This window comes from Streptomyces composti (assembly GCF_012034205.1).
GTDB classification, from domain to species: Bacteria; Actinomycetota; Actinomycetes; order Streptomycetales; family Streptomycetaceae; genus Streptomyces; species Streptomyces composti.
In genome coordinates this window covers 88,486-112,857 of the sequence record NZ_JAATEM010000009.1, presented here as the reverse complement: position 1 = coordinate 112,857, position 24,372 = coordinate 88,486, and the positions used below count along the sequence as shown (strand labels likewise).

At 74.3% G+C, this 24,372-nt stretch carries 22 protein-coding genes; 8 read left to right on the top strand and 14 right to left on the bottom strand.

From position 1 onward, the window contains the following. Together HCJ93_RS09540 and HCJ93_RS09535 are read left to right on the top strand one after the other, a co-directional pair. Nucleotides 1-570: a PadR family transcriptional regulator gene (locus HCJ93_RS09540; RefSeq protein WP_167993041.1), complete on the top strand. Its 570-nt coding sequence runs from the start codon at nt 1-3 to the stop codon at nt 568-570. A gap of 67 nt (nt 571-637) precedes the next feature. Next, entirely contained in the window at nt 638-2,362 is a 1,725-nt protein-coding gene (locus HCJ93_RS09535; protein WP_167993039.1) for an acyl-CoA dehydrogenase family protein, read from the top strand. A gap of 182 nt (nt 2,363-2,544) precedes the next feature. Here HCJ93_RS09535 and HCJ93_RS09530 read toward each other — a convergent pair whose 3' ends face one another. The 3 genes from HCJ93_RS09530 to HCJ93_RS09520 all read right to left on the bottom strand — a co-directional run bounded on the left by HCJ93_RS09530 (nt 2,545) and on the right by HCJ93_RS09520 (nt 5,584). Further along, nucleotides 2,545-3,837 carry a ribonuclease D gene (locus HCJ93_RS09530; protein WP_167993037.1) on the bottom strand — a complete coding sequence of 431 codons (1,293 nt, stop codon included), beginning with the start codon at nt 3,835-3,837 and terminating at the stop codon, nt 2,545-2,547. Between the two features lie 140 nt (nt 3,838-3,977). Beyond that, entirely contained in the window at nt 3,978-4,640 is a 663-nt protein-coding gene (locus HCJ93_RS09525) for a helix-turn-helix transcriptional regulator (RefSeq protein WP_004923664.1), read from the bottom strand. Between the two features lie 269 nt (nt 4,641-4,909). Then, nucleotides 4,910-5,584 carry a DUF3000 domain-containing protein gene (locus HCJ93_RS09520; RefSeq protein ID WP_167993035.1) on the bottom strand — a complete coding sequence of 225 codons (675 nt, stop codon included), beginning with the start codon at nt 5,582-5,584 and terminating at the stop codon, nt 4,910-4,912. 260 nt (nt 5,585-5,844) lie between these two features. Here HCJ93_RS09520 and hemE point away from each other — a divergent pair, with 260 nt between their 5' ends. Continuing rightward, complete coding sequence (hemE, locus tag HCJ93_RS09515) at nt 5,845-6,912, top strand: uroporphyrinogen decarboxylase (protein ID WP_167993033.1); 1,068 nt, start codon at nt 5,845-5,847, stop codon at nt 6,910-6,912. 69 nt (nt 6,913-6,981) lie between these two features. Here hemE and HCJ93_RS09510 read toward each other — a convergent pair whose 3' ends face one another. Beyond that, nucleotides 6,982-7,803 (bottom strand): rhomboid family intramembrane serine protease, encoded by an 822-nt coding sequence (locus HCJ93_RS09510; protein ID WP_167993031.1) that lies wholly within the window; start codon nt 7,801-7,803, stop codon nt 6,982-6,984. A 117-nt stretch (nt 7,804-7,920) separates the two neighbouring features. On the opposite strand from HCJ93_RS09510, the gene HCJ93_RS09505 reads away from it, so the two are divergent. Beyond that, on the top strand, nt 7,921-8,229 hold the full coding sequence (locus HCJ93_RS09505; RefSeq protein WP_167993029.1) for a hypothetical protein: 309 nt from the start codon (nt 7,921-7,923) through the stop codon (nt 8,227-8,229). Between the two features lie 60 nt (nt 8,230-8,289). Here HCJ93_RS09505 and HCJ93_RS09500 read toward each other — a convergent pair whose 3' ends face one another. Further along, entirely contained in the window at nt 8,290-9,693 is a 1,404-nt protein-coding gene (locus HCJ93_RS09500) for an FAD-dependent oxidoreductase (protein WP_167993132.1), read from the bottom strand. A 63-nt stretch (nt 9,694-9,756) separates the two neighbouring features. Next, entirely contained in the window at nt 9,757-10,782 is a 1,026-nt protein-coding gene (locus HCJ93_RS09495; RefSeq protein ID WP_167993027.1) for a DUF4349 domain-containing protein, read from the bottom strand. Between the two features lie 156 nt (nt 10,783-10,938). Between HCJ93_RS09495 and hemG the strand changes: the two genes are divergently transcribed. Both hemG and hemQ read left to right on the top strand, forming a co-directional pair. Next, nucleotides 10,939-12,468, top strand: a complete 1,530-nt coding sequence (hemG, locus tag HCJ93_RS09490; RefSeq protein ID WP_167993009.1) for a protoporphyrinogen oxidase — start codon at nt 10,939-10,941, stop codon at nt 12,466-12,468. A gap of 5 nt (nt 12,469-12,473) precedes the next feature. Continuing rightward, entirely contained in the window at nt 12,474-13,205 is a 732-nt protein-coding gene (gene hemQ / locus HCJ93_RS09485; RefSeq protein ID WP_167993001.1) for a hydrogen peroxide-dependent heme synthase, read from the top strand. Between the two features lie 75 nt (nt 13,206-13,280). Here hemQ and HCJ93_RS09480 read toward each other — a convergent pair whose 3' ends face one another. From HCJ93_RS09480 to HCJ93_RS09450, 7 genes are all read right to left on the bottom strand, one after another. Continuing rightward, entirely contained in the window at nt 13,281-14,963 is a 1,683-nt protein-coding gene (locus HCJ93_RS09480; RefSeq protein WP_167993000.1) for an alpha/beta hydrolase, read from the bottom strand. Between the two features lie 180 nt (nt 14,964-15,143). After that, nucleotides 15,144-15,953: a TIGR04222 domain-containing membrane protein gene (locus tag HCJ93_RS09475; RefSeq protein WP_167992998.1), complete on the bottom strand. Its 810-nt coding sequence runs from the start codon at nt 15,951-15,953 to the stop codon at nt 15,144-15,146. A gap of 118 nt (nt 15,954-16,071) precedes the next feature. Continuing rightward, the gene (locus HCJ93_RS09470; protein ID WP_167992996.1) at nt 16,072-17,448 is read right to left on the bottom strand and encodes an MbnB/TglH/ChrH family RiPP precursor modification enzyme; all 1,377 of its coding nucleotides are present in this window, start codon (nt 17,446-17,448) and stop codon (nt 16,072-16,074) included. 212 nt (nt 17,449-17,660) lie between these two features. Further along, nucleotides 17,661-18,392 (bottom strand): aminoacyl-tRNA hydrolase, encoded by a 732-nt coding sequence (locus HCJ93_RS09465; protein ID WP_167992995.1) that lies wholly within the window; start codon nt 18,390-18,392, stop codon nt 17,661-17,663. A 43-nt stretch (nt 18,393-18,435) separates the two neighbouring features. Then, complete coding sequence (locus tag HCJ93_RS09460; RefSeq protein ID WP_167992993.1) at nt 18,436-18,615, bottom strand: hypothetical protein; 180 nt, start codon at nt 18,613-18,615, stop codon at nt 18,436-18,438. Between the two features lie 47 nt (nt 18,616-18,662). Next, nucleotides 18,663-19,520, bottom strand: a complete 858-nt coding sequence (locus HCJ93_RS09455; RefSeq protein WP_167992991.1) for a polysaccharide deacetylase family protein — start codon at nt 19,518-19,520, stop codon at nt 18,663-18,665. Between the two features lie 219 nt (nt 19,521-19,739). After that, nucleotides 19,740-21,263 (bottom strand): FAD-dependent oxidoreductase, encoded by a 1,524-nt coding sequence (locus HCJ93_RS09450; RefSeq protein ID WP_167992984.1) that lies wholly within the window; start codon nt 21,261-21,263, stop codon nt 19,740-19,742. Between the two features lie 154 nt (nt 21,264-21,417). Between HCJ93_RS09450 and HCJ93_RS09445 the strand changes: the two genes are divergently transcribed. Beyond that, nucleotides 21,418-21,807 (top strand): ArsR/SmtB family transcription factor, encoded by a 390-nt coding sequence (locus tag HCJ93_RS09445; RefSeq protein WP_167992982.1) that lies wholly within the window; start codon nt 21,418-21,420, stop codon nt 21,805-21,807. Further along, entirely contained in the window at nt 21,804-22,289 is a 486-nt protein-coding gene (locus HCJ93_RS09440; RefSeq protein ID WP_167992980.1) for an SRPBCC family protein, read from the top strand. Before HCJ93_RS09445 ends, HCJ93_RS09440 begins: the two co-directional genes overlap by 4 nt. A gap of 120 nt (nt 22,290-22,409) precedes the next feature. Here HCJ93_RS09440 and HCJ93_RS09435 read toward each other — a convergent pair whose 3' ends face one another. Further along, nucleotides 22,410-23,834, bottom strand: a complete 1,425-nt coding sequence (locus tag HCJ93_RS09435; RefSeq protein WP_167992978.1) for a PhoX family protein — start codon at nt 23,832-23,834, stop codon at nt 22,410-22,412. Nucleotides 23,835-24,372: the final 538 nt, after the last annotated feature.

Below are 24,372 nucleotides of genomic sequence, written 5' to 3'. Positions count from 1 at the left end.
ATGGCCCTCGACCACGCGATCCTCGTGTCCCTGCTGGAGAAGCCGGGCTCCGGCTACGAGCTCTCCCGGCGCTTCGAGCGGTCCATCGGGCACTTCTGGACCGCCACCCACCAGCAGATCTACCGCGTCCTCAAGCGCATGGAGGCGGACGGCTGGGTCGATGTGCGCGAGGTGCCCCAGGAGGGGCGGCCGGACAAGAAGGAGTACTCCGTCTCCGCCGCCGGACGCGAGGCGCTCGCCCGGTGGCTGCACGAGCCCAGCGAGCCCGAGAGCATCCGGCACGAGCTCGCCGTGAAGATCCGCGGCGCCGCCTTCGACGACCCGGCCGCACTGATCGCCGAGGTCGAACGCCACCGGGCCGCCCACAGCGAACGGCTCGCGCACTACCTCGCCGGCGAGCAGCGCGACTTCACCGGCCCCGGAGCACCGGCCGGCACCGACCCCGGCCGGGAGCTCCAGCACGTCGTGCTCCGCGGCGGCATCGCCTACGAGCGCATGACCCTCGCCTGGCTCGACGACGTCCTGGCCACGCTGCGCCGGCTCGGCGACGACCCGGACCGCCGGCCCTGACCCCGCAGGCTTCTTCGTTCTCCAGTTCGTTTCCACCTCGACCCTCACGCCGGAAAGGCGATCGACGATGACGGACCCGCTGCTGTTCAATCCGCGCACCTACGACCCGGCCCACTTCGACCCAGAGACCCGGCGGCTGCTGCGCGCCACCGTCGACTGGTTCGAGGAGCGCGGCAAGCGACGGCTCATCGAGGACTACCGCTCCCGCGTCTGGCTGGCGGACTTCCTGGCCTTCGCCGCCAAGGAGAAGCTCTTCGCCACCTTCCTCACCCCGGCCGCCGCCGCGGGCGAGGGGGAGGAGCACAAGCGCTGGGACACCGCCCGGATCGCCGCCCTCAACGAGATACTCGGCTTCTACGGGCTCGACTACTGGTACGCCTGGCAGGTCACCATCCTCGGCCTCGGCCCGGTCTGGCAGAGCGGCAACGCCGCCGCCCGCGCCCGCGCCGCCGAACTCCTCGACCAGGGCGAGGTGTTCGCCTTCGGCCTGTCCGAGAAGGCGCACGGGGCCGACATCTACTCCACCGACATGCTCCTGGAGCCCGACGGGCAGGGCGGTTTCACCGCGAACGGCTCCAAGTACTACATCGGCAACGGCAACGCGGCCGGACTGGTCTCCGTCTTCGGCCGCCGCACCGACGTCGAGGGCCCGGACGGCTACGTCTTCTTCGCCGCCGACAGCCGCCACCCCGCGTACCACCTGGTGAAGAACGTCGTCGACTCCTCGAAGTACGTCAGCGAGTTCCGCCTGGAGAACTACCCGGTCCGTGCCGAGGACGTGCTGCACACCGGCCGCGCCGCCTTCGACGCGGCCCTCAACACCGTGAACGTCGGCAAGTTCAACCTGTGCACCGCCTCCATCGGCATCTGCGAGCACGCGATGTACGAGGCGGTCACCCATGCGCACAACCGGATCCTCTACGGGCGTCCCGTCACCGCCTTCCCGCACGTCCGCCGCGAGCTGACCGACGCGTACGTGCGCCTCGTCGGCATGAAGCTGTTCAGCGACCGCGCCGTCGACTACTTCCGCTCGGCCGGGCCCGACGACCGCCGCTACCTGCTCTTCAACCCGATGACCAAGATGAAGGTCACCACGGAGGGGGAGAAGGTCATCGACCTGATGTGGGACGTGATCGCGGCCAAGGGCTTCGAGAAGGACAACTACTTCGGGCAGGCCGCGGTCGAGATCCGGGGACTGCCGAAGCTGGAGGGGACGGTCCACGTCAATCTCGCGCTGATCCTCAAGTTCATGCGCAACCACCTGCTGAACCCGGCCGACTATCCGCCCGTGCCGACCCGCCTGGACGCGGCCGACGACGACTTCCTCTTCCGGCAGGGACCGGCCCGCGGCCTCGGCTCCATCCGCTTCCACGACTGGCGCACGGCCTTCGACGCGTACGCTCACCTGCCCAACGTCGCCCGCTTCCGGGAGCAGGCGGACGCGCTGTGCGAGTTCGTCACCACGGCTGCCCCGGACGAGGAGCAGAGCAAGGACCTGGACCTGCTGCTGGCGGTCGGCCAGCTGTTCGCCCTCGTCGTGCACGCCCAGCTGATCCTCGAGCAGGCGGGGCTCACCTCCCTCGACGAGGACGTCCTCGACGAACTCTTCGCCGTCCTCATCCGCGACTTCTCCGCCCACGCGATCGAACTCCACGGCAAGGACTCGGCGACGAAGACGCAGCAGGCGTGGGCGCTGAGCGCGGTCCGCCGCCCGGCCGCCGACGAGGCCCGCTCCGACCGCGTCTGGCAGCGCGTGGAGTCCCTGTCGGGCGCGTACGAGATGGCGCCGTAACGGGGGCTTTCCGCCGTACGCCGGGTGCGGGTGCGCGCGCCGGCCGGGGGCGCGGCGGCACCCGGCCGGCGCCGGAGAGCGGCACCTGCGCCCGGCACCTGCGAGGGGGCTTCCCGCTGCGTGCCGGGTGCGGGTGTCGCCGTGGCTGGTCGCGCGGTTCCCCTCGCCCCTTCGGGGCCGGCCTAGCCGGAGGCGGACGTGGTCAGTGCCTCCGTCAGGACCGGGGTGACCAGTTCGACCTGCCAGGGGCGGGCGCCGTGGGAGGTCAGGGCCGCGGCCACGGAGTCGGGGGTGATGACCGCCGGAGGCTCCCAGCAGACGCGGCGGACCGTGTCCGGGGTGATCAGGTTCTCCTGGGGCATGTTCAGCTGTTCGGCCAGTCCGGTGACGCCGGCCTTGGCCGCCTGGAGACGGGCCGCGGCGGCCGGGTCCTTGTCGGCCCAGGCGCGCGGGGGAGGGGGGCCGGTCACGGGCTGACCGGGCTGCGGAAGACGGGACTCGCTCAGCGCCCGCGCCCGGTCGACGGCCGCCTGCCACTGCTCCAGCTGCCGCCGGCTCACCCGCTGCCCGAAGCCGTTCAGCGCCGCCAGCGCCCGCGTGTCCGCGGGCATCGCCAGCGCCGCCTCCACGATGGCCGCGTCGGACAGCACCTTGCCCGGCGAGACGTCCCGCCGCTGCGCGATCCGGTCCCGGGTCAGCCACAGCTCCCGCACCACCGCCATCTGCCGGCGCCGGCGCACCTTGTGCATGCCGGAGGTGCGCCGCCAGGGCTCCTTGCGCGGCTCCGGCGGCGGCGCGGAGGCGATCGCGTCGAACTCCTGCCGGGCCCACTCCAGCTTCCCCTGCCGGTCGAGCTCCTTCTCCAGCGCGTCTCGCAGATCGACCAGCAGCTCCACGTCGAGCGCGGCGTAGCGCAGCCAGGGCTCCGGCAGCGGCCGGGTGGACCAGTCGACGGCGGAGTGGCCCTTCTCCAGGACGAAGCCGAGCACGTTCTCCACCATGGCGCCGAGGCCGACCCGGGGGAACCCGGCGAGCCGTCCGGCCAGCTCGGTGTCGAAGAGGCGGGTGGGCACCATCCCTATCTCGCGCAGGCAGGGCAGGTCCTGCGTGGCGGCGTGCAGCACCCACTCGGTCCCGGACAGCGCCTCGCCCAGGCCGGACAGGTCGGGGCAGGCGACGGGGTCGATCAGCGCGGTACCGGCGCCCTCGCGGCGCAGCTGCACCAGATAGGCGCGCTGGCCGTAGCGGTAGCCGGAGGCACGCTCCGCGTCGACGGCTACGGGTCCGGTGCCGGCGGCGAAGGCGGCGATCACCTCGGCGAGGGCGGCCTCGTCCGCGATCACCGGCGGAATGCCGTCGCGGGGCTCCAGCAAGGGGATCGGCGCCTCCGTAGCAGAAGATCCGTCGTCGTCCGGAGGAGCGCCTCCGGTGGTTCGCAGTGATGTGTCTGCTGCGGTGTCGTGGGCGTCGGTCACATGTCAAGAGTATCCGGGTCATGAAGCCGCCCGCCGACGGAACGTTCCGTCGGCGGGCGGGGGAGGGTCGGATTCCGGTCACTCCGGGGGGCGGACCGCCAAGTGGCCCGGCAGGGGCAGGGGGAGCGGCACGGCCGCGGTCAGTGGATGATGCCGGTTCGCAGGGCCACCGCGACCATCCCGGCCCGGTCGCCCGTGCCGAGCTTGCGGGCGATGCGGGCGAGGTGGCTCTTGACGGTCAGCGCGGACAGGCCCATGGAGACGCCGATCGCCTTGTTCGACTGCCCCTCCGCCACCAGCCGCAGCACCTCCACCTCGCGGCCGGACAGCTCGCGGTAGCCGCCCGGGTGGCTCGGGGCGCCCGGGGGACGCCGGTGCAGCCGGGCGGCCGCGGCGCCGATGGGGGCGGCACCGGGCCGGGTGGGCAGACCGAGGTTGGTGCGGGTGCCGGTGACGACGTAGCCCTTCACTCCGCCGGCCAGGGCGTTGCGTACCGCGCCGATGTCGTCGGCGGCGGACAGGGCGAGCCCGTTGGGCCAGCCGGCGGCACGGGTCTCGGACAGCAGGGTGAGGCCGGAACCGTCCGGCAGATGGACCTCGGCGACGCAGATGTCACGCGGGTTGCCGATGCGGGGGCGGGCCTCCGCGACGGACGAGGCCTCGATGACATCGCGCACACCGAGCGCCCAGAGGTGTCGGGTGACGGTGGAGCGGACACGCGGGTCGGCCACGACCACCATGGCGGTCGGCTTGTTCGGGCGGTAGGCGACCAGGCTTGCGGGCTGCTCGAGGAGAACGGACACCAGGCCTCCTGGGGTGCGGGACGGGGCCGGCTCGTGGGGGTGAAGCCGGGACGAACCGTGCTTTCAAGGTCACAGTCGTCTTCGGCAGCAAACCGGGTGTCCTTTAGAGAATGATCACGAATCGGTGAGTAACAATTCGTGCAATTCGGACACGCGATCGATCATTCGAAGACCGAACGGTTTCGGTAGGCGTCGTAACGCTTACGAAAGTGGCCGTATCGACAAAGTGATTCCCCTGAACGGCGGCAGAGTGCCCCGGGCGCCGTCGCTCAGCGCGACTGGGGCCCCCGCCGCTGCGGCAGCGTCACCACCGACGCGTCGCCGGGACCGGCCGGCGGCAGCCCCGCCACCTGCGCCAGAAGATCGCACCAGGAGACCAGGTGAGCGGCCGCGTCCGGCACCCCGCCGAGACCCTCGCGCGGCGTCCACGAGGCCCGGATCTCGATCTGCGAGGCCGAAGGACGCTCCGCGAGCCCGCCGAAGTAGTGCGAGCTGGCCCGCGTCACTGTCCCGCTCGGCTCCCCGTAGGTCAGTCCGCGCGCCGCCAGCGCCCCGGTCAGCCACGACCAGCACACGTCCGGCAGCAGCGGGTCCGCCGCCATCTCCGGCTCCAGCTCCGCCCGCACCAGCGTCACCAGCCGGAACGTGCCCCGCCAGGCGTCGTGCCCGGCCGGGTCGTACAGCAGCACCAGCCGTCCGTCGGCCAGATCCTGGTCGCCGTCGACGACCGCCGCCTCCAGCGCGTACGCGAACGGAGCGAGCCGCTTGGGCGGGCGGGTCGGCTCCACCTCGATCTGCGGCCGCAGCCGCGCACTCCGCAACGCGTCCACCGCGGCCCGGAAGGGCAACGGGGTCGCACCCCCCTGACCTGAGTCCTCCCCGGTGTCCTTCGGTTCGTCCATTCCGCCAGCGCCGTCCGACAGTCGTCCCTGAGCCGCAGCCATGCGGGGAAGATTAAGCGGAACCGCGCTCCGGCGCAGGGAGGGACACCCCTGACTGCCACCGGTGCCCCGCGACCGCGGCGTTCCCGTGCCGTCGGAGGCGGGCGGGGTGTCCGAGGGCCGCGGGGGAGAGCCGGGACTGCCGGGAGGCCGTGCGCCGGGCCGGGAGAGGAACGGTGGCCGTCTGGCGGCCCTGCGCGGCACGCGAGGGAGCGGCCGGGGTCCTCCGGAGCCGGTCCGCGGGCCGTGGGAGACTTGCCGGTGTGAGTGCCAACACCAGCCCGACGGGCCAGCGAGCCAACCCCACGTACGACAGCGCCTTCCTCAAGGCGTGCAGGCGCGAGCCCGTGCCGCACACCCCGGTGTGGTTCATGCGGCAGGCCGGGCGCTCACTGCCGGAGTACCGCAAGGTGCGCGAGGGCATCGGCATGCTGGAGTCCTGCATGCGGCCCGACCTGGTCACCGAGATCACCCTCCAGCCGGTGCGCCGGCACGGCGTGGACGCGGCGATCTACTTCAGCGACATCGTCGTCCCGCTCAAGGCCATCGGTATCGCCCTCGACATCAAGCCGGGCGTCGGCCCGGTCGTCGAGCGGCCGGTGCGCACCCGTGAGGACCTGGCCCGCCTGCGCGACCTCACCCCGGAGGACGTCTCCTACGTCACCGAGGCCGTCGGCATGCTCACCCGCGAACTGGGCTCCACCCCGCTGATCGGCTTCGCCGGCGCCCCCTTCACCCTCGCGAGCTACCTGGTCGAGGGCGGCCCGTCCCGCACCTACGAGAACGCCAAGGCGATGATGTTCGGCGACCCCGCGCTCTGGGCCGACCTGCTGGACCGCCTCGCCGACATCACCGCTGCCTTCCTCAAGGTGCAGATCGAGGCCGGCGCCTCCGCCGTCCAGCTCTTCGACTCCTGGGCAGGCGCGCTCGCCCCCGCCGACTACCGGCGCTCGGTGCTGCCCGCCTCCGCGAAGGTCTTCGAGGCCGTGGCCGGCTACGGCGTCCCGCGCATCCACTTCGGCGTCGGCACCGGCGAGCTGCTCGGCCTGATGGGCGAGGCCGGCGCGGACGTCGTCGGCGTCGACTGGCGCGTCCCGCTGGACGAGGCCGCGCGCCGGGTCGGCCCCGGCAAGGCGCTCCAGGGCAACCTCGACCCGACCGTGCTCTTCGCCGGCCGCGAGGCCGTCGAGGCCAAGGCCCAGGAGGTCCTGGACTCCGCGGCGGGCCTGGAGGGCCACGTCTTCAACCTCGGCCACGGCGTGATGCCGGCCACCGACCCGGACGCCCTGACCCGCCTCGTGGAGTACGTCCACACCCGCACCGCCCGCTGACCGACCGGGGTGCCGCGGCACCCGCCGGGCCGGCACCGGTCCGGGCGGCGGGGACATGCGGGTGCCGGGCTACCAGGTCCACCGGGCCTGCCGCCCGTAGAGCGGGTGGTCCGGTGGGCGGGGCGGGGACGTTCCCGGGCGGAGGGGCCAGGCGATCAGCATGCCGGTGACGAAGCCGGCGACATGGGCCAGGTAGGCGACGGTGCCGGCCTCCGAGACGCCGGCGCCGGAGGAGTACACCGCCTGGAGCACGAACCAGGAGCCGAGGACCAGCCAGGCGGGCAGCCGCAGCGGCAGGAAGATCAGGAAAGGCACCAGCACCCACACCCTGGCCCTCGGGTAGAGGACCAGGTAGGCGCCGAGGACCCCGGCGACCGCCCCCGAGGCGCCGATCAGCGGCTCGCTGGAACCCGCGTACGCCAGGGCGAAGACGTAGGTGGCCGCGTAGCCGCACACCAGGTAGAAGAGCAGGTAGGCGACGTGGCCCATGCGGTCCTCGACGTTGTCGCCGAAGATCCACAGGAAGAGCATGTTGCCCAGCAGGTGCAGCCAGCCGCCGTGCAGGAACATCGCGGTGAGCACGCTCAGCTCGGGCGACTTCTCGTAGTCCGGCGGGCCGACCACACAGCCCGGGCCCTGGGGGCCGATGCCCACGTCGCCGGTCGGCACCATGCGCGGCATCCGGTGGTGGATCAGCTCCTGGGGTATCACGGCGTAGCGCTCCAGGAACGCCTGGAGGTCGCAGAGCTGGGCCAGGCCGCTCTCCCCGGTCAGGGAGCCCGCGACGCCGGGAGTCAGGACCAGGAAGACGACGAAGTTCGCGGCGATCAGCGCGTACGTCACCCACGGGGTGCGACGCGCGGGGTTCACATCATGGACGGGGATGACCACGAAGGGACTCCTGCCCGGCGCGGGCCCCGGTGAACACCGGCGGCCGGCCGTGCGTATCTCACATCAACCGCCCGCGGCGTGGGGAAGGGGCCGCGGGGCCGACGTGAGGAACAGGCGATGGACGAGCGAGTGACCCCTGCGGTGCAGGCGACGCCGGACGGGGAGGCCGAGCTCAGGCTCGTGGTGCGGCTGCCGTGGGAGGACGTGGCCCGGCTCGGTCAGGAGGCGGGGCGGCTCGCCGCCCAGACCCAGCGGGCGGTGACCCTGGACGAGGCGGTGAGCCACCGGCTGCGCTCCGTCCGCACCACCGCCGCACACGCCAAGCCGGCCGGGGAGCAGCCGCCCGCGGCGGTTTCGTCCAGCGGCTCGGTCTCCTCGCTGCCCGGTGCCCGGCAGGCCGTCGACCGGGTCAACGGGGCGAGCTGAGCACGCCTGCGTGAGGACGGGGCCTGCGGCCCGTGTCCGCGGAGGCTGAGCGAGGGCCGCTCAGCGGTGCTGCTCGACCGCCCGTGACGCCTTGCGGGCGGCCACCAGCACCGGGTCCCAGACCGGGGAGAACGGCGGGGCGTAGCCGAGGTCCAGGGTGGTCATCCGGTCCACCGTCATGCCCGCGGTGAGGGCGACCGCCGCGATGTCCACCCGCTTGCCCGCGCCCTCCCGGCCGACGATCTGGACGCCCAGCAGCCGTCCGGTGCGGCGCTCGGCCAGCATCTTCACCGTCATGGGGGAGGCGTTCGGGTAATAGCCCGCCCGGTTGGTCGACTCGATGGTGGCGGTGACGTACTGCAGGCCCGCCCGGCGTGCGTCCTTCTCGCGCAGTCCGGTGCGCGCGATCTCCAGGTCGCAGACCTTGCTGACCGCGGTGCCGACCACGCCGGGGAAGGTGGCGTAGCCGCCGGCCAGGTTGGCGCCGATGATCTGGCCGTGCTTGTTGGCGTGGGTGCCGAGCGGGAGGTACCGCTCCTGGCCCAGGACCAGGTCCAGCACCTCGACGCAGTCGCCGCCCGCCCAGATGTTCTCGTGTCCGCGGACCCGCATCGAGCGGTCGGTGAGCAGCCCGCCGTGGGCGCCGAGCGGAAGCCCTGCCGCGCGGGCCAGCGTGGTCTCGGGGCGTACGCCGATGCCCAGGATCACCACGTCCGCCGGGAACTCCGCGTCCTCGGTGCCGACCGCGCGCACCCGTCCGTCGTCCCCGGTGAGCACCTTGGTGACCTCGGCGCCGTTCACCATGGTGACGCCCATGCCCGCCATCGCCTCGCGCACCAGGCGCCCCATGTCGGGGTCGAGGGTGGCCATGGGCTCCTCGCCCCGGTTGACGACCGTCACCTGGTAGCCGCGCTGCAGCATCGCCTCGGCCATCTCCACGCCGATGTACCCGGCGCCGACCACCACCGCGCGGCGGCCCCGGGTGTGCGACAGCGTGTCCAGCAGCGCCTGCCCGTCGTCCAGGGTCTGCACCCCGTGCACGCCCTGCGCGCCCACGCCGGGCAGCTCGGGCGCCAGGGGCCGGGCGCCGGTCGCGATCACGAGCTTGTCGTACGAGGTCCAGGACTCCGCTCCGGAGCCGGCGTCCCGCGCGCGGACCCGCTGCCGGGCCACGTCGATCTCCACGACTTCGGTGCGCAGCCGCAGGTCGATACCGCGGGCGCGGTGCTCCTCGGGCGTGCGGGCGATCAGCGCGTCCCGCTCGGGGACGGCCCCGCTCACCCAGTACGGGATGCCGCAGGCCGAATAGGAGGTGAAGTGGCCGCGTTCGAAGGCCACGATCTCCAGCTCGTCCGGCCCCTTGAGGCGGCGGGCCTGGGACGCCGCGGACATCCCCGCGGCGTCCCCGCCGATCACCACCAGGCGTTCCCTCGCACCGCTCGGCCTGCTCCCGCTCCCGCTCATGCTCATGCTCAACACGCTACGGGGGCGGGGCATGCCCGACGCCGTTCCGCCGCCGTGGGCCGTTCAGTCGTCGTCCTTCTCCGCCTCGGGGCTCCGGGCGCCCTCGGCGGGCACGGGAGGAGCGGGAGGCGCGGGAGGCGCGGCGGGGCGCGGGCCGGGGACGGCCGCCGCGGACGCGGGCCGAGGCAGACGGGGACGTACGACCTTCCGCCAGAGCAGGACCAGGAGCACGAGCAGCGCGGCGAACGGCAGCACCGCGCCGACGGCCACCACGATCCAGCGCAGCATGGTGACGAACGCGTCCCAGCCGCCCGCGAGCGCGTCCAGGAAGCCGGGGTCCTCGTCCTTCTGCTTCTTCTCCGCCGGCTTCTCGGACAGGGTGAGGGTGATGGTGGCCAGGCTGGTGCGGTCCTGCAGGGACTTCTGCCGGGCGAGCAGGGCCTCCAGATCGGCCTGCCGGGAGCTGAGTTCACCCTCCAGGGTGACGACGTCGCTGAGCTCGGTGGCCCGGTCCATCAGCTCGCGGATGCGGGCGACGCTGGCGCGCTGCGACTTGATGCGGCTCTCCACGTCGACCACCTGGTCGGTGACGTCCTCGGCCTTCGCCTCGCGCCGCTCGAGCCTGCCCGTGCCCTCCAGGCCGGCCAGGACCTCCTCGTACTTCTCGGCGGGCACGCGCAGCACCACCCGCGTGAAGCCGTGGCCCCGCGAGTCGCGGTGGGTGGTCTCGTCGCCGACGTAGCCGCCCGCGCTCTCGGTGGCGCTGCGGGCCTCGGCGAGGGCCTTGCGGGTGTCCTGGACCCGCACGGTGAGTTCGGCGGTGCGGATGACGTGGGTGGCGATCTGCTGCGGTGGTGCCGCCGGTGGGGCGCTCGCCCGTGCACCGTCCGCGCCGGCGGCGCCCTGCCCGGCGCCCTCGGGGGCCGCCGTGCCCCGGTCGTCCCGCGCGGCGGCGGGCTTGCCCGCGCCGTCGCCGCTCGCACCGCCGCAGCCGGTCAGCGCGACTGCCGCAGCCAGCAGGACACCGGCCAGGGCGTGGGCCGGTCGTACGGATCGTCGTGTGCCGCGCATGGGTCGTCGTGTGCGCATGGGCTCGTTCCCCGGTTCGGTGATCACTGACGTTCCTACGACGCCGCCGTGCCCCCGGACGTTCGCGCCGGACGGTCCCGATGCGGTCACGGTAGGGACTCGGCAGGGCCACATGGCCCTGGCGGGCGGGCCGGTGGCGTCTGAGAAGGTGGAGGCATGAACGGATCACCCACCGGCGCCGGCGCGTCCGCCGGCGCGGGGCAGCAGCATGTCGTCGTCCTCGGAGCCGGGATCGCGGGGCTGGCGGCCGCGCACCGGCTGCTGCAGCGGGGGGCGCGGGTGACGGTGCTGGAGGCCGCGGAGCGGGTGGGCGGCAAGCTGCTGCCCGGCGAGATCGCCGGAGCGCGCGTGGACTTCGGCGCGGAGTCGCTGCTGGCCCGCCGCCCCGAGGCGGTCGGCCTCGCCCGTGACGTGGGCCTCGCCGAGCATCTGCAGCCCCCGGCCACCGCCACGGCCTCGCTGTGGACCCGCGGCGCCCTGCGCCCCATGCCCAAGGGGCATGTCATGGGCGTCCCCGGCACCGCCTCAGCGCTCGCCGGTGTGCTCTCCGATGAGGGGCTCGCCCGGATCGAGCGGGACGCCGAGCTGCCGCGCACCGAGGTCGGCGACGACGTGGCGGTGGGCGAGTACGTGGCCGCGCGGGTCGGCAGGGAGGTGGTCGACCGGCTGGTGGAGCCCCTGCTGGGCGGGGTGTACGCGGGGGACGCGTACCGCATCTCGATGCGCTCGGCCGTGCCGCAGCTGTTCGAGGCCGCCCGCACGCACACCTCCCTCACCGAGGCGGTCCGCCGGATCCAGGAGAAGGCGGCCGGACAGCCCGCAGCCGGACCGGTGTTCATGGGCATCCGGGGCGGCATCGGCTCCCTGCCGCTCGCGGTGGCCGAGTCCGTGCGGGCCCGCGGCGGCAGGATCCTGACCGGGACGCCGGTGACGGAGCTGCGCAGGGCACCGCGGCCGGACCACGGCACCGGGACGCCCGGCCCGACCGGGGACACCCGGTCGTCCGGCGGCTGGCGGATCGTCGCCGGCGGGCGCGAGCTGCACGCCGACGCGGTCGTCGTCGCCCTGCCCGCCCCGGCGGCGGCCCGCCTGCTGCGCGCGGAGGCACCCGGCGCGGCCGCCGAGCTGGACACCGTCGAGTACGCCTCCATGGCGCTGATCACCCTGGCCTACCGCCGTGCGGAGGCCGCGCTCCCCGAGGGCAGCGGCTTCCTGGTGCCGCCGGTCGACGGCCGCACCATCAAGGCGGCCACCTTCGCCTCCGGCAAGTGGGGCTGGATCGCCGAGGAGAACCCCGGCCTGACGGTGGTGCGCACCTCGGTCTGCCGGCACGGCGAGACGGAGATCCTCGGCCGGGACGACACCGACCTGGTCGCCGTCTCCCGGCGCGACCTCGCGGCGGCCACCGGCCTGGACGCCGCCCCCGTCGCCGCCCGCGTCACCCGCTGGTACGACGGACTTCCCCAGTACCCGGTCGGCCATCACGCCCGCGTGGCGCGCATCCGCGACCACGTCGCGAAGCTCCCCGGCCTGGCGGTGTGCGGCGCGGCCTACGACGGCGTCGGCGTCCCCGCCTGCATCGCGAGCGCGTACGCCGCCGCCGACCAGATCCACGGCGACCGGGCCGCGGTGCGCGAGCTCACCGCCCACCCGGTGCAGAGCCTTCACGGAGGAGCAGGAGAATAAGGGACATGAGTGACGACGCCACCACCCCCGCCCCCGACCGGATCCCGAACAAGGGCAAGCTGGCCAAGGACCTCAACGAGGTCATCCGCTACACCCTCTGGTCCGTCTTCAAGCTGAAGGACGTGCTGCCGGAGGACCGCGGCGGGTACGCCGAGGAGGTCCAGGAGCTGTTCGACCAGCTCGCCGCCAAGGACATCACGATCCGCGGCACCTACGACGTGTCGGGCCTGCGCGCGGACGCCGACCTCATGATCTGGTGGCACGCGGAGACCTCCGACCTGCTGCAGGAGGCGTACAACCGCTTCCGTCGCACCAGGCTGGGCCGTTCCCTCACACCGGTCTGGTCCAACATGGCGCTGCACCGCCCGGCCGAGTTCAACCGCTCGCACATCCCGGCGTTCCTCGCCGACGAGACGCCCCGCGCCTACGTCAGCGTCTACCCCTTCGTGCGCTCCTACGACTGGTACCTGCTGCCGGACGAGGACCGCCGCCGCATGCTCGCCGACCACGGCAAGATGGCCCGCGGCTTCCCCGACGTGCGCGCCAACACGGTCGCCTCCTTCAGCCTCGGCGACTACGAGTGGATCCTCGCCTTCGAGGCCGACGAGCTGCACCGCATCGTGGACCTGATGCGCCACCTGCGCGGCTCGGAGGCCCGGATGCACGTCCGCGAGGAGATCCCCTTCTTCACCGGCCGCCGCAAGGACATCGCCGAACTCGTGGCCGACCTGGCCTGACGCACGGGACGCCGGCCATCGGGGTCTCTTCCGCGGATCCACGGCCGGCGCTCGCCTGTGACGCCCGGGCGGGCGTCAGGGCAGGGGCCGCACCGGTACGGCCCTCCCGGCCGGGGTGTCCGGCTGTGGCTGCCCGGCCGCAGCCCGCGGCCGGGGCTCCGGGTGGGCCGCGCAGGACGCGCTGCGGCCCGGCACCCGGCCCTCGAGCAGATACGCCTCCAGGTGCCCGTTCACGCAGGGGTTCGCCCCGCCCGCGATGCCGTGGGTGCCGGCGTCCCGCTCGGTCACCAGCGCCGAACCCGCGAGCCGGCGATGCAGCTCCAGCGCCCCGCCGTACGGGGTGGCCGCGTCCCGCTCGGCCGCCAGGATCAGCACCGGCGGCAGCTCACCGGTCCCCGTGTGCACCTCCATCGGCCGCTGGCGCGGCGCCCGCCAGTAGGCGCAGGGCAGGTTGGTCCACACGTTGTCCCAGGTCTCGAAGGGTGCCCGGCGGGCCAGCCGGGTGTTGTCCCGGTCCCACACCGCCCAGTCGGTGGGCCAGGGCGCGTCGTTGCACTCCACGGCGAGATAGACCGCCCGAGCGTTCTCCGCCTCGGCGGCGGTCTCCGGGTGCTGCTCGGCCTGGTCGATCAGCGGCTGCGGATCGCCCTTCAGGTACGCCGACAGGGCGTGCGCGCGATACGGCCAGAAGTCGTCGTAGTACCCGGCCAGCAGCATCGCCGCATGCAGCTGCCCCGGCCCCACCTTCCCGCCGGCCGGTTCCTCCGCCAGCCGGGCGCGGATCGTCTCGTACGACCGCTGCACCTGCTGCGGGGTGTCGCCGAGTCCGTAGACCTCGTGGTGGCGGGCGGCCCACGCGCGGAACGCGGCCCAGCGGTCCTCGAACGCCGCCGACTGGTCGAGGTTGTTGCGGTACCAGATCCGCGCCGGGTCCGGGTCGACCGCGGAGTCGAACACCATCCGCCGGACATGACCGGGGAACAGCGTGGCGTACAGCGCCCCGAAGTACGTCCCGTAGGACGCGCCGACGAAGGTCAGCCGCCGCTCGCCCAGGGCCGCGCGCAGCACGTCCAGGTCACGGGCGTTGTTGAGCGAGGTGTAGTGCCGCAGCCGGTCCCCGGCCCGCTCCGCGCAGCCCCGCGCGTACGCCCTCGCCTCCGCGATGCGCTTCTTCTTGTACGCCGCCGACGGGTGCACGGGCGCCTGGGTGGGGCCGTCGAAGAACGACTTCGGATCCCGGCAGGACAGCGGAGCCGAACCGCCCACCCCGCGCGGGGCGTAGCCGACCAGGTCGTAGGCGGCGGCGATGCGCTTCCACGCGGGCAGCAGGCCCACCAGCGGGAAGTACATGCCGCTGGCGCCCGGCCCGCCCGGGTTGTGGACCAGGGCCCCCTGACGGGAAACCAGACGCTTGCTGTCGGCGGGGTCCTTGCCGGTGGCGCGGACCCGGCTGACGGTCAGGCGGATCTGCTCGCCGTCCGGCCGGGCGTAGTCCAGCGGGACGCGCACGGTGCCGCACTCGATGCTGCCCGGCAGCTCCTCGGCGTCGGGGCAGCGGCCGAAGGCGATGCCCTCCGAGGCGGCCCGCCGCGCGGCGGCCTCGGTGCCGCGCGCCTCGGCCGAGTCCGGGGCGGGAGCCCGCACGGAGACCGGGGCCCTGCCGGGGGCGGCTGCGGCGGTGGCGCCGCCGGCCGGGGCGGCGGCCAGGGCGGTGAGCAGCAGGGTCCCGGCGGCCGCGGGGACGGCGGCAGTTCTCATCGAGGCATCCCTTCGGAGCACGTCGGCGGCAGGCGCCGGGCAACAGACGGCAAAAGGGATGTTTTCGATCGATGATCAGCCGAAGCAAGCACCACGGGCGCATGTCGCCCCGCCCGAACTCCCGTACGCCCCCGCGTCCGTCCCCCCCTGCGCTCTCACCCCGGCGCGCGGCGCCGGCGGCTACCGTCGCTCGTCGTCCAGGCCGAGGTACCACTCGCGGTGGGCGAAGGCCGCTCTGAGGTCCGGTTCGCCCACCGCCCGTATGCCGCGCAGGGCCACGCAGGTCAGATACGTGCGGTCGTCGGCGGCGGTGCCGGCGCGCCGGGGCAGCGCTCCGAGCAGCCGCTGCCCGGCCGGTGAGGCCCAGCGGGAGTACGGGTGCACCTCGAACCGCGCGATGGCCAGGCAGCCGAGCGCCAGGGTGAGCGGCAGCGCGAACCACAGGGCGATCAGCTGGCGCGGCATCCCGGCCGGGACCGGCATCAGCAGGGCCGTCGCCCCGAGTCCGGCCACCACGGGCACCGCGAGCCGCACCTGCCGCACCGCGTCGGCGATCGTCGAAGCCTCCCCGTCCGGCACCGCGAGCCCCGCCCTGACCAGGCGGTCGGCTATCCCGCGCACCGCGTCCGCGGTCGCCGCGGCGGCACGCACCGGGGCGATGGGGGACTGTCCCTCCGGGCCGATCGCCCCTATGACGGACCGCTCCACCTCGTCCCGCCCGCGGGGATCCACCACCGTCGCCCACCCCGTGCGCGCCAGCAGCAGCCGGCGCTGACGCGCCATCGCCACCAGGGTGACGTCGGCGACCCGGCGGGGCCCGCCGGACAGGAACGCGGCCTCGTACAGCGTCAGATCACGGTCCGGGAGGCCGGTGCCCGCCGCCGCGGCCGGTTCGCCGGTGCCCGCCGCACGCGCCGCGGCCAGACACAGACGCGTGCACGTCACGCCGGTGACCGCCCAGGCCAGCAGCAGTAGGAGGACCCAGAACATGAGTTGTTTGTAAGCGACACGGTCACGCGAAGACCATGCCCCGTTCACATCCTGGACCGGGTGTTCCCGGTATGTGACGTTCCGTTCCGAGGGGAGAGAGGGGGCGGGCCGGCGCGGTTCAGCGCCGCAGCAGCACCCGCCGGGTCGCCCGGGCCAGCCGTACCGTGGGCCGCCGCGACCGCGGCTTCGGCCCGGACCGCTCCAGCCACCACTCCCGCAGCTCCCGCCGCGCCCGTGGCTCCTCCGGCCGCCCGGCCAGCAGCAGCCGCCCGGCGAAGTCCAGCGCGTCCTTCCGGTGGCCGCCGGTCATCGGCTGCGACTGGGCGTACGCCAGGAAGGCGGGCCGGTATCCGTCGCCGAGGATCCCGGGCAGCTCGGGCGCGACCTTGGCGACGACATCGGCCCGCTTGGCGGCGAGCGCCCGCGCCTGCACCGCCATCCGCGTCCGGTCGAAACCCTCCGGCACGGGCGTCCCGGCGACGAGGGAGGACAGCACCGCCGTCTGCTCCAGGGCCAGCCGCTGCCGGGCACCCGCCACCGCCGCGTCCCCGGACCCGGCGCCGCCGGCCGCCGGAGCGTCCGCGCCCGTGTCCGCGTCCTCGGCGCGCGCGGCGGCCGTGCCCGCAGGAGACACCGGCTCGGCCCTGTTCCCGTCCGCTTCCCGCTGCTCCGCGCCCTCGGCCACCGCCCGCGCGACGGCGTCCAGCTCCCGGCGCAGCTCGTCCGGCTCGGGGAAGTTCTCGTCCCGCTCGAGCAGTACGCCGGGCGGGGAGACCCGCGAGGCGAGGTCGGTGAGGATGTCCAGCACGGGCCCGGGCACGGGATGGGCGTGGCTGTCGTGCCAGACGCCGTCCCGCTCGAAGCCGCCCGCGACATGCACGTAGGCGATGGCCTCCAGGGGGAGTTCGGCGAGCGCCTTGGCCGGGTCCTCGCCCCGGTTGACGTGGTTGGTGTGCAGATTGGCCACGTCGATCAGCAGCCGCACCCCGGTGCGGTCGGCCAGTTCGTACAGGAACTGACCCTCGGTCATCTCCTCGCCCGGCCAGGAGAACAGCGCGGCGATGTTCTCCACGGCGAGCGGCACGGGCAGGGCGGCCTGGGCGATGCGGACGTTCGCGCACAGGACGTCGAGAGCGTCACGGGTGCGCGGCACCGGCAGCAGATGCCCGGCCTCCAGACGCGGGGAGGCGGTGAGCGCACCACCGGCCCGCACGAAGGCGATGTGCTCGGTGACCAGCGGCGCCCGAAGCGCCTCGGCCCGCTCTGCGAGCGCGGTGAGCCGTGCCTCGTCGGGCCGGTCGGCTCCGCCGAGGCCCAGCGAGACACCGTGCGGCACGACGGTCACCCCGCGCTCGCGCAGCCGCAGCAGCGACTCCGGGAGGTGACCGGGGCACACGTTCTCGGCCACGACCTCGACCCAGTCGATGCCGGGCATGGCCTCCACGGCGTCGGCGATCTCCGGCCGCCAGCCGATCCCGGTTCCCAGTCGCTGCATCGTCCCCTCCTCCGCCGACGTTCCCCGGCCCCCCAGCCGGAACGCTTCCTCGGGCGTGACGGAGGTATGGCCCCGCGCCGGCCGCCCGAACCGCGCGGCCCGCATCTTCAGAGCAACATTTGAGGTTCGGCGGGCCCCGGTACCGGTACGTACGTCCCCGGTGGCCGAAATGTTCACCCGGCCCACCGGGGTGCGGGATGCGAGGAAGTGGCTCAGGCGGTGCTGCTCAGCACCCGGTGGTCCGCCACCACGGTGCAGGAGCCCGGGGCGATCTCGGTGAAGCCCGCGTCCCGGACCAGCGGCAGTCCGCTGCTGGTCAGGGCGGGCCAGTCGGCGGGGTCCGCAGTGCGCACGGAGAGCGGGAAGCCGGCGTCTCGCCAGGCGGCACGGGCCTCGTCGGGAAGGTCCCACCAGGCCAGCTGGGCCGCGTGGCCCGCCTGGGCCATCGCCTTGCCGGCGGACATGGTGAGGTCGGGATTCAGCCAGAGAACCGGCGCGGACGGGTCCGCGGGGGACGGCGGCCCGGGGTCGTCGAGGTCGGTGCCGGAGACCTGCAGGCGGGCCAGCTCCTTGGGCCAGCCGTCGAGGGGGACGGGTGGGAAGACGCGCACCTCGGCGGTCCTGCCGGTGACGGTGATGCCGGGGAGCGCCCCGGCCCGTCGCCACTCCGCGCCGCGGGCCCTGCGCACCACCTTGCGGATACGGGCGTCCTGCCAGGCGCGCATCACCCGCGCCCACTCGCCCTCGCCCGCCGACCGCTCGTCGCTCAGCATCACCAGGACCGCGCGGGCCGCGGTCTCCAGGGCGTCGGTACGGGGCGGAGGCGCCGCCCGCTCGATGCGGACCACCAGCGGCAGGACGTACTGGGGTGCCGCGTCGCGGGCGCCGGACTCGCTGCGGAGGGGGTGGCCGGGGGCGGGCGGCGGTGTCTGATCGGTGCTCACCCGTCCAGTCTGCCAACCCCTGGCGCGGCGTCCCGCACGGCTGTCAGCAGCCGCAGGACGTGCGCTGGGCCTCTTCCCACTCGCAGGCGGGGCAGAGGGTGATGCCCTTGTACGACGCCGGGTACTCCGTCGGCTCCCGGCACACCACGCACTCCGCGTAGGGCGGCCCGTCGGCCTTCGGCGGCCGGGCCGCGTCGATCAGGCAGTAGTCGTTGTCGGTCATACTTCCAGCGTAGGACGGCCTGGGGCGCGAGGACGGCGGCGGACGGATCAGCTCCGGCCGCCGGACGCGGCGATCAGCTCGGAGACCTTCACGAAGCGGTAGCCCGCCCGGCGCAGCTCCGGCACGATCCGGCGGACGGCCCGCTCGGTGGCGGGGGCCGCGCTGCGGGTGCAGTGCAGGACCACCACCGACCCCGGCCGCACCCCGTCCAGCACCTGCCGCGCCACCGCACCGGCGTCCGTGGCGAAGGCGTCGCCGCCGACCACGTCCCACTGCACCGCGGTGACCCCGGCCGGGGTGAGCGCGCGCAGCGCCGCCCGGTCGTAGCAGCCGCCGGGGAAGCGGAAGTACGGCATCGCCTGCGGCACCCCGGCCCTGCGGAAGGCCGCGTAGGCCCGCTCCACGTCGGAGCGCATCCGCTCCTCGGGGAGGACCGGCAGGCCGTAGCAGTCCTCGGTGTAGGCGTAGTGGCTGTAGGAGTGGTTGGCGACCTCGAAGAGGGGGTCGCGGCCGATGGCGCGGGCCTGGCCGGGGTACTCCTCGGCCCAGCGGCCGGTCATGAACACGGTGGCCGGCACCTTCAGCTCCCGCAGCGTCCGGATCAGCCGCGGATGGTCGAAGCGTTCGCCCGCCGCGGCGCGCGGCCCCTGGTCGGCGGTCATGTCGGCGTCGAAGGTGAGGGCCACTGTCTTGTCCGCGGCGGCGCGCGGGCCGTGCCGGAAGACCGGGGTGAGGCCCGCAGGACCGGGGGCCAGGGTGGGCGGCCGGGAGACCGGGGTCGCCGAGGGCGCCGAAGGGCCGGGGCGGGCGGGCTGCCGGCCGCCGTCACCGCAGGCGGTGAGCCCGGCACCCAGGACGGCGCCGAGACAGCAGACGGTGACGGCACGGCGTACTCGTGTGATCACCGTATGAAGGTATGAGGGGATATGTGCCGCCCGGCTCATCCGGTCCGGGCGCCGCGGCGCGGCTCACCCGGCCGGACCACGGCTGCTTCCCTCGGACGCGGCTGCTTCCCTGCGGCGCGCCCGGGCCGGAAGTCCCGCCCGGTCAACCCCCGCGGGCACGCTCTGCCGGTCCCCTCCCGTCCGCGGGCCGGCTCTCCCGGCCCCCACCGCCTGTGCGGATCAGATCTTCCGGCGCTCCAGCGGGCGGGTCGCCGGGCCCTGGAGCACGGTGCCGTCGGTGCCGAACCGCGAGCCGTGGCAGGGGCACTCCCAAGCGCGTTCGGCCGCGTTGAAGGCGACCAGGCACCCCATGTGGGTGCAGCGGGCGGAGACCGCGTGCAGCGTGCCGTCGTCGTCCCGGTACACCGCCAGCCGGCCGTCCTCGGCGCGCACCACCGCACCCTCGCCCGGCGGCAGCGCCTCCACGGGGGGTGAGGGGTGCAGCCGGTCGCCGACGAAGTGCTTGGCGACCTGCGCCTGGTGCTTGAGGAAGTCCGGCGCCTCGCGCAGCGCCGGCAGCACCCGGCGCGGGTCGTAGAGCGCGCTCCACTCGCACTCGCCGCCGGTGATCTGCGTGGTGAGCAGCAGGCCCGCCATCATGCCGCCGCTCATGCCCCAGCCGGCGAAGCCGGTGGCGACGTGGACGTGGCGGGCGCCGGGGTGCAGCGGGCCGACCAGCGGCACGGTGTCGGTCGGGTCGTTGTCCTGGGTGGCCCAGGCGTGGGTGAGCTCCACGCCGGGGAAGTGGGTGCGGGCCCAGGCGCGGAGGCGGTCGAAGCCGGCGCGGGTGTCGGCGGTGCCCGGCGTGAAGTGCTCCCCGGTGACCACGAGGAGGCGGCGGCCGGGATCGTCCGCGAGCGGCGCGGTGCGCACCGAGCGGGTGTTCTCCTCCGGAGTGATGAACATGCCGCCGGGGTCCTGGTCCGCGGGGATCGGGCCGGCGACGACCAGTTCGCGGCGCGGGGAGAGCCGGGTGAACAGCAGGGCCCGGTCGAAGACGGGGTAGTGCGTGGCGACCACGACGTCCCGGGCCGTCACCGTGGCCCCGTCCGCGGTCGACAGGCGGCAGGGCGAACCCTCCTCCAGGCCGGTCACCACCGTGTGCTCGTGGATGGTCCCGCCGTGCGCCAGCAGGTCGTCCGCCAGGGCGAGCAGGTACTTGCGCGGGTGGAACTGGGCCTGGCCCGTCACCTCGACGGCCCCCGCCACCGGGAACGGCAGCCCGGTCTCGGTGACGAAGGACGCCGGCAGCCCCGCCTCCCGCGCCGCCTCGGCCTCGGCGCGCACCTCGTCGGCGCGGGCGGGGTCGCGCACATAGGTGAAGGCGCTGCGGCGCTCCCACTCGCACTCGATGCCCAGCTCCTCGATCACGGCGGCGGTGTGCTCGATGGCCTCGGACTGGGAGCGGGCGTACAGCCGGGCGCCCTCGCTGCCGCGGGTGCGGCGCAGCTTGCCGTAGATCAGCGAGTGCAGGGCGGTGACCTTGGCGGTGGTGTGGCCGGTGACGCCGCCCGCGAGCCGCCCGGCCTCCAGGAGGGCGACGCTCCGGCCGGCTCGCGCCAGTTCGCGCGCGGTGCACAGTCCGGCGATCCCGGCGCCGATCACGGCCACATCGGCCTGGATGTCCTCCGTCAGGGGGTCGTGGCCCCCCGCGGGCGCCGTCTCGAGCCAGTACGAGCCGCGGACCTGCTGGTTCTCCGTCATGCGGCCCGAGTACCCCGGACCGCCGGGTTTCAGTGGCCCGGCCCCGCGAATCGCCCCGGGCGGCCCCGCGAGTCGCCCCGGGCGGGCGCCGGGGGCGCTCCCTGTGGCTCCCGGCCCTTGCGGGCGGGAGGGGGCGGAGCTAACGTACAACCAAATGGTTGTAGATGAGCTGACCGAAGAGGCCGTGGACCGCCTGTTCCATGCACTGGCCGACGCCACGCGGCGCGACATACTCCGCCGGTGCGTGCGCGGCGAGCTGTCCGTCTCACGGCTCGCCGAGGCGTACCCGATGAGCTTCGCCGCGGTGCAGAAACACGTCACGGTGCTGCAGCGGGCCGGCCTGGTCGGCAAGCAGCGACGCGGGCGGGAGCAGCTGGTGCGTACCGATCCCGACGCGGTGGCCCGTGCGCGGCGGGCCCTCGACGAACTCGAGAACGCCTGGCGGGCCCGGGTGGAGCGGATGTCTGGCCTGCTGGCCGGCGAGGAGGGGGCGGACGGCACGGCGGGGCCCGATCGCGGCACGAGGAAAGGACAGGACCGATGACGATCACCAGTGTCGACAAGGATCTCGAACGGCTGACCCTCACCCTGACCGCCGACTTCCCCGCCCCGGTGGAGAAGGTGTGGCGGCTGTGGGCCGACCCCCGGCTGCTGGAGCGCTGGTGGGGCCCGCCGGCCTACCCGGCGACCTTCGAGGAGCACGACCTCACCCCGGGCGGTGAGGCCCGCTACTACATGACCGGGCCGGAGGGGGACAAGCACGGCGGCTGGTGGCGGATCACCGCGGTGACGCCGCCGACCTCCCTGGAGTTCACCGACGGCTTCTCCGACAGCGAGGGCAAGCCGGACCCCGAGATGCCCACCACGACCGTACGGATGACGCTCACCCCGCGCGACGGCGGCACCAGGATGGAGATCCGCTCGGTCTACGACAGCCGGGAGCAGATGGAGCGGCTGCTGGAGATGGGCATGGAGGAGGGGCTGCGGCAGGCGGTCGGGCAGATGGACGGTCTGCTGGAGAACTGAGGCGCCGTCACCTCCGCCTCGGGTGTGGGCCGTTGTCGTACGGGCGGCGGGAGTCGCGTACGGGCGGCGACGGTTCCCCGTACGGGGCGGGGCGGCGGGAGGCCCGCCGCCCCGCGGCCGTCATCCGCGCCAGGGGCCGGTGATCGCGAACGTCGTGCCGGGCGTGTAGACGTTGACGTACATCGTCCGCCCGTCGGGGGAGAACGTGACGCCGGCGAACTCGCCCCACTCGGGCTCCTCGGCGGAGCCGGTGTTCTGTCGGTTGCGGGCCAGGGCGTAGACCTTGCCGCGCCGGGTGACGCCGAAGACGTGCTGGGCGCCGTCGCCGTCCTCACACACCATCAGGCCGCCGCTGGGGGCGAGGCAGATGTTGTCCGGCGACTCGCCGGGCAGCTGCACATCCGTGTCCGGGCCGAAGACGATCACCAGGGTGAGCCGGCGCCGGTCGGGGTCGTAGCGCCAGATCTGCCCGTAGTGGTCGGCCGCCGAGCCCTCGGCGGCGCGGGCGAAGGACGACACGAAGTACACCGAGCGCCCGCCCCAGTAGCAGCCCTCGAGCTTCTGCGCGTGGGTGATGCCCTTCGGGCCGAAGTCCTGGAAGCGGATGGGGGTCTCGACCGCGAGCGGGTCCGGCACGTCCACCCACTCGATGTGGTCGAAGGTGGCGCCCGTCTCCTGGATCGAGGACAGGTCCGGCACCCCGGGCACCCGCATCGCCTGCAGCCGGCCGCCCGCGCGCAGCGAACCGGTGCCGCCCAGCGGCTTCTCCGGCAGGAAGCGGTAGAACAGGCCGAACGGCCGCTCGAAGGCGTCCTCGGTCTCGTAGACCACACCCCGCCGGGGGTCCACCGCGATCGCCTCGTGCTGGAAGCGGCCCATCGCGGTGAGCGGGACGGCGCCGGTGCGGCGCGGGTCGGCACCGTCGACCTCGAAGATGAAGCCGTGGTCCTTGGTGTAGCCGTTGGTGCCCGCCTTGTCCTCGGTCTCCTCGCAGGTCAGCCAGGTGCCCCAAGGGGTCGGACCGCCCGCGCAGTTGACCGCGGTGCCGGCGATGGCGACCCGCTCGGACTGCACCCGGCCGCGGGCGTCCAGTGTCAGCGCGGTGCAGCCGCCCTTGCCCTCCGGGTCGTAGGTCAGGCCGTCGACCACCGGGACCGGGACCCTGCCGTCGTGGCGGTTCTCGTGGTTGCGGACCAGATGGGTGCTGCCGCGGCGGCCCCGGAAGGCGGCCATGCCGTCGTGGTTGGAGGGCACCGGGCCCTCGCCGGACCGCAGGTCGTCGCCCTCCCGGGAGAGCACCGTGTAGCGGAAGCCCCTCGGCAGGTCGAGCAGTCCGTCGGGGTCGGGGACGAGCGGGCCGTAGCCGGCGCCGTGCCCGAGTTCCTGGGCGGCCGCGGTGCCGGTGAACAACTCGGAAAGCGCACCGCTGAAAGCGATGCCGACTCCCAGCGCGCCGGTGCGCGCGAGCATCTGACGGCGCGTCGCGCCGCCGGGGGCCGGTGCCGGTTCTTCCGTGGGGGAGCCTGTGGACGCGGTTTCGGACATGGGGGAAACCTTCCTGCTGGCGGACAGGAACCGTGACCCAGCCGTGTCTATCACCTGTCGTCAGCCGCGTGAACCACGCGCGTAGCACGTGTCACGGCGAGGTGCGCCGTCCGCCCCTTTCGCGGGCGCCCGTCGCGGGGTGCTCCTCGGGGCCCAGCAGGTCCTCCACGGTGTGCCGTCCGGCGGTGTCGAGGGCCTCGACGGCCCGCCGGTCGGCGGCGCGCAGGGCGGCCTCGGCCGACTCGTGCGCCCGCGGAGGCGTGGCGGCGGTGTCCGGCTGCCGCCGGGGCTCCGCGGGCCGCTCCCGCGGCAGGACGAAACGTCCTTCGTCCTCGGGGCGCGCCGGTTCCGGTCGCTCCTCCCCGCGGCCCTCCGCCAGGAGCGCCCCGGCCTCCGCCGCGGGTTCCGTCTCCTCGCGCTCCTCGCGTTCCGCGTGCTCCTGGTGCCGGGCCTCCGCCGCGCCGCCTTCCTGCCGGCGTTCCTCCAGCGCGGGGCCGTCCTGCTGCCGCGGGGCGGCCTGGGCGGTCTGCACCGCCGC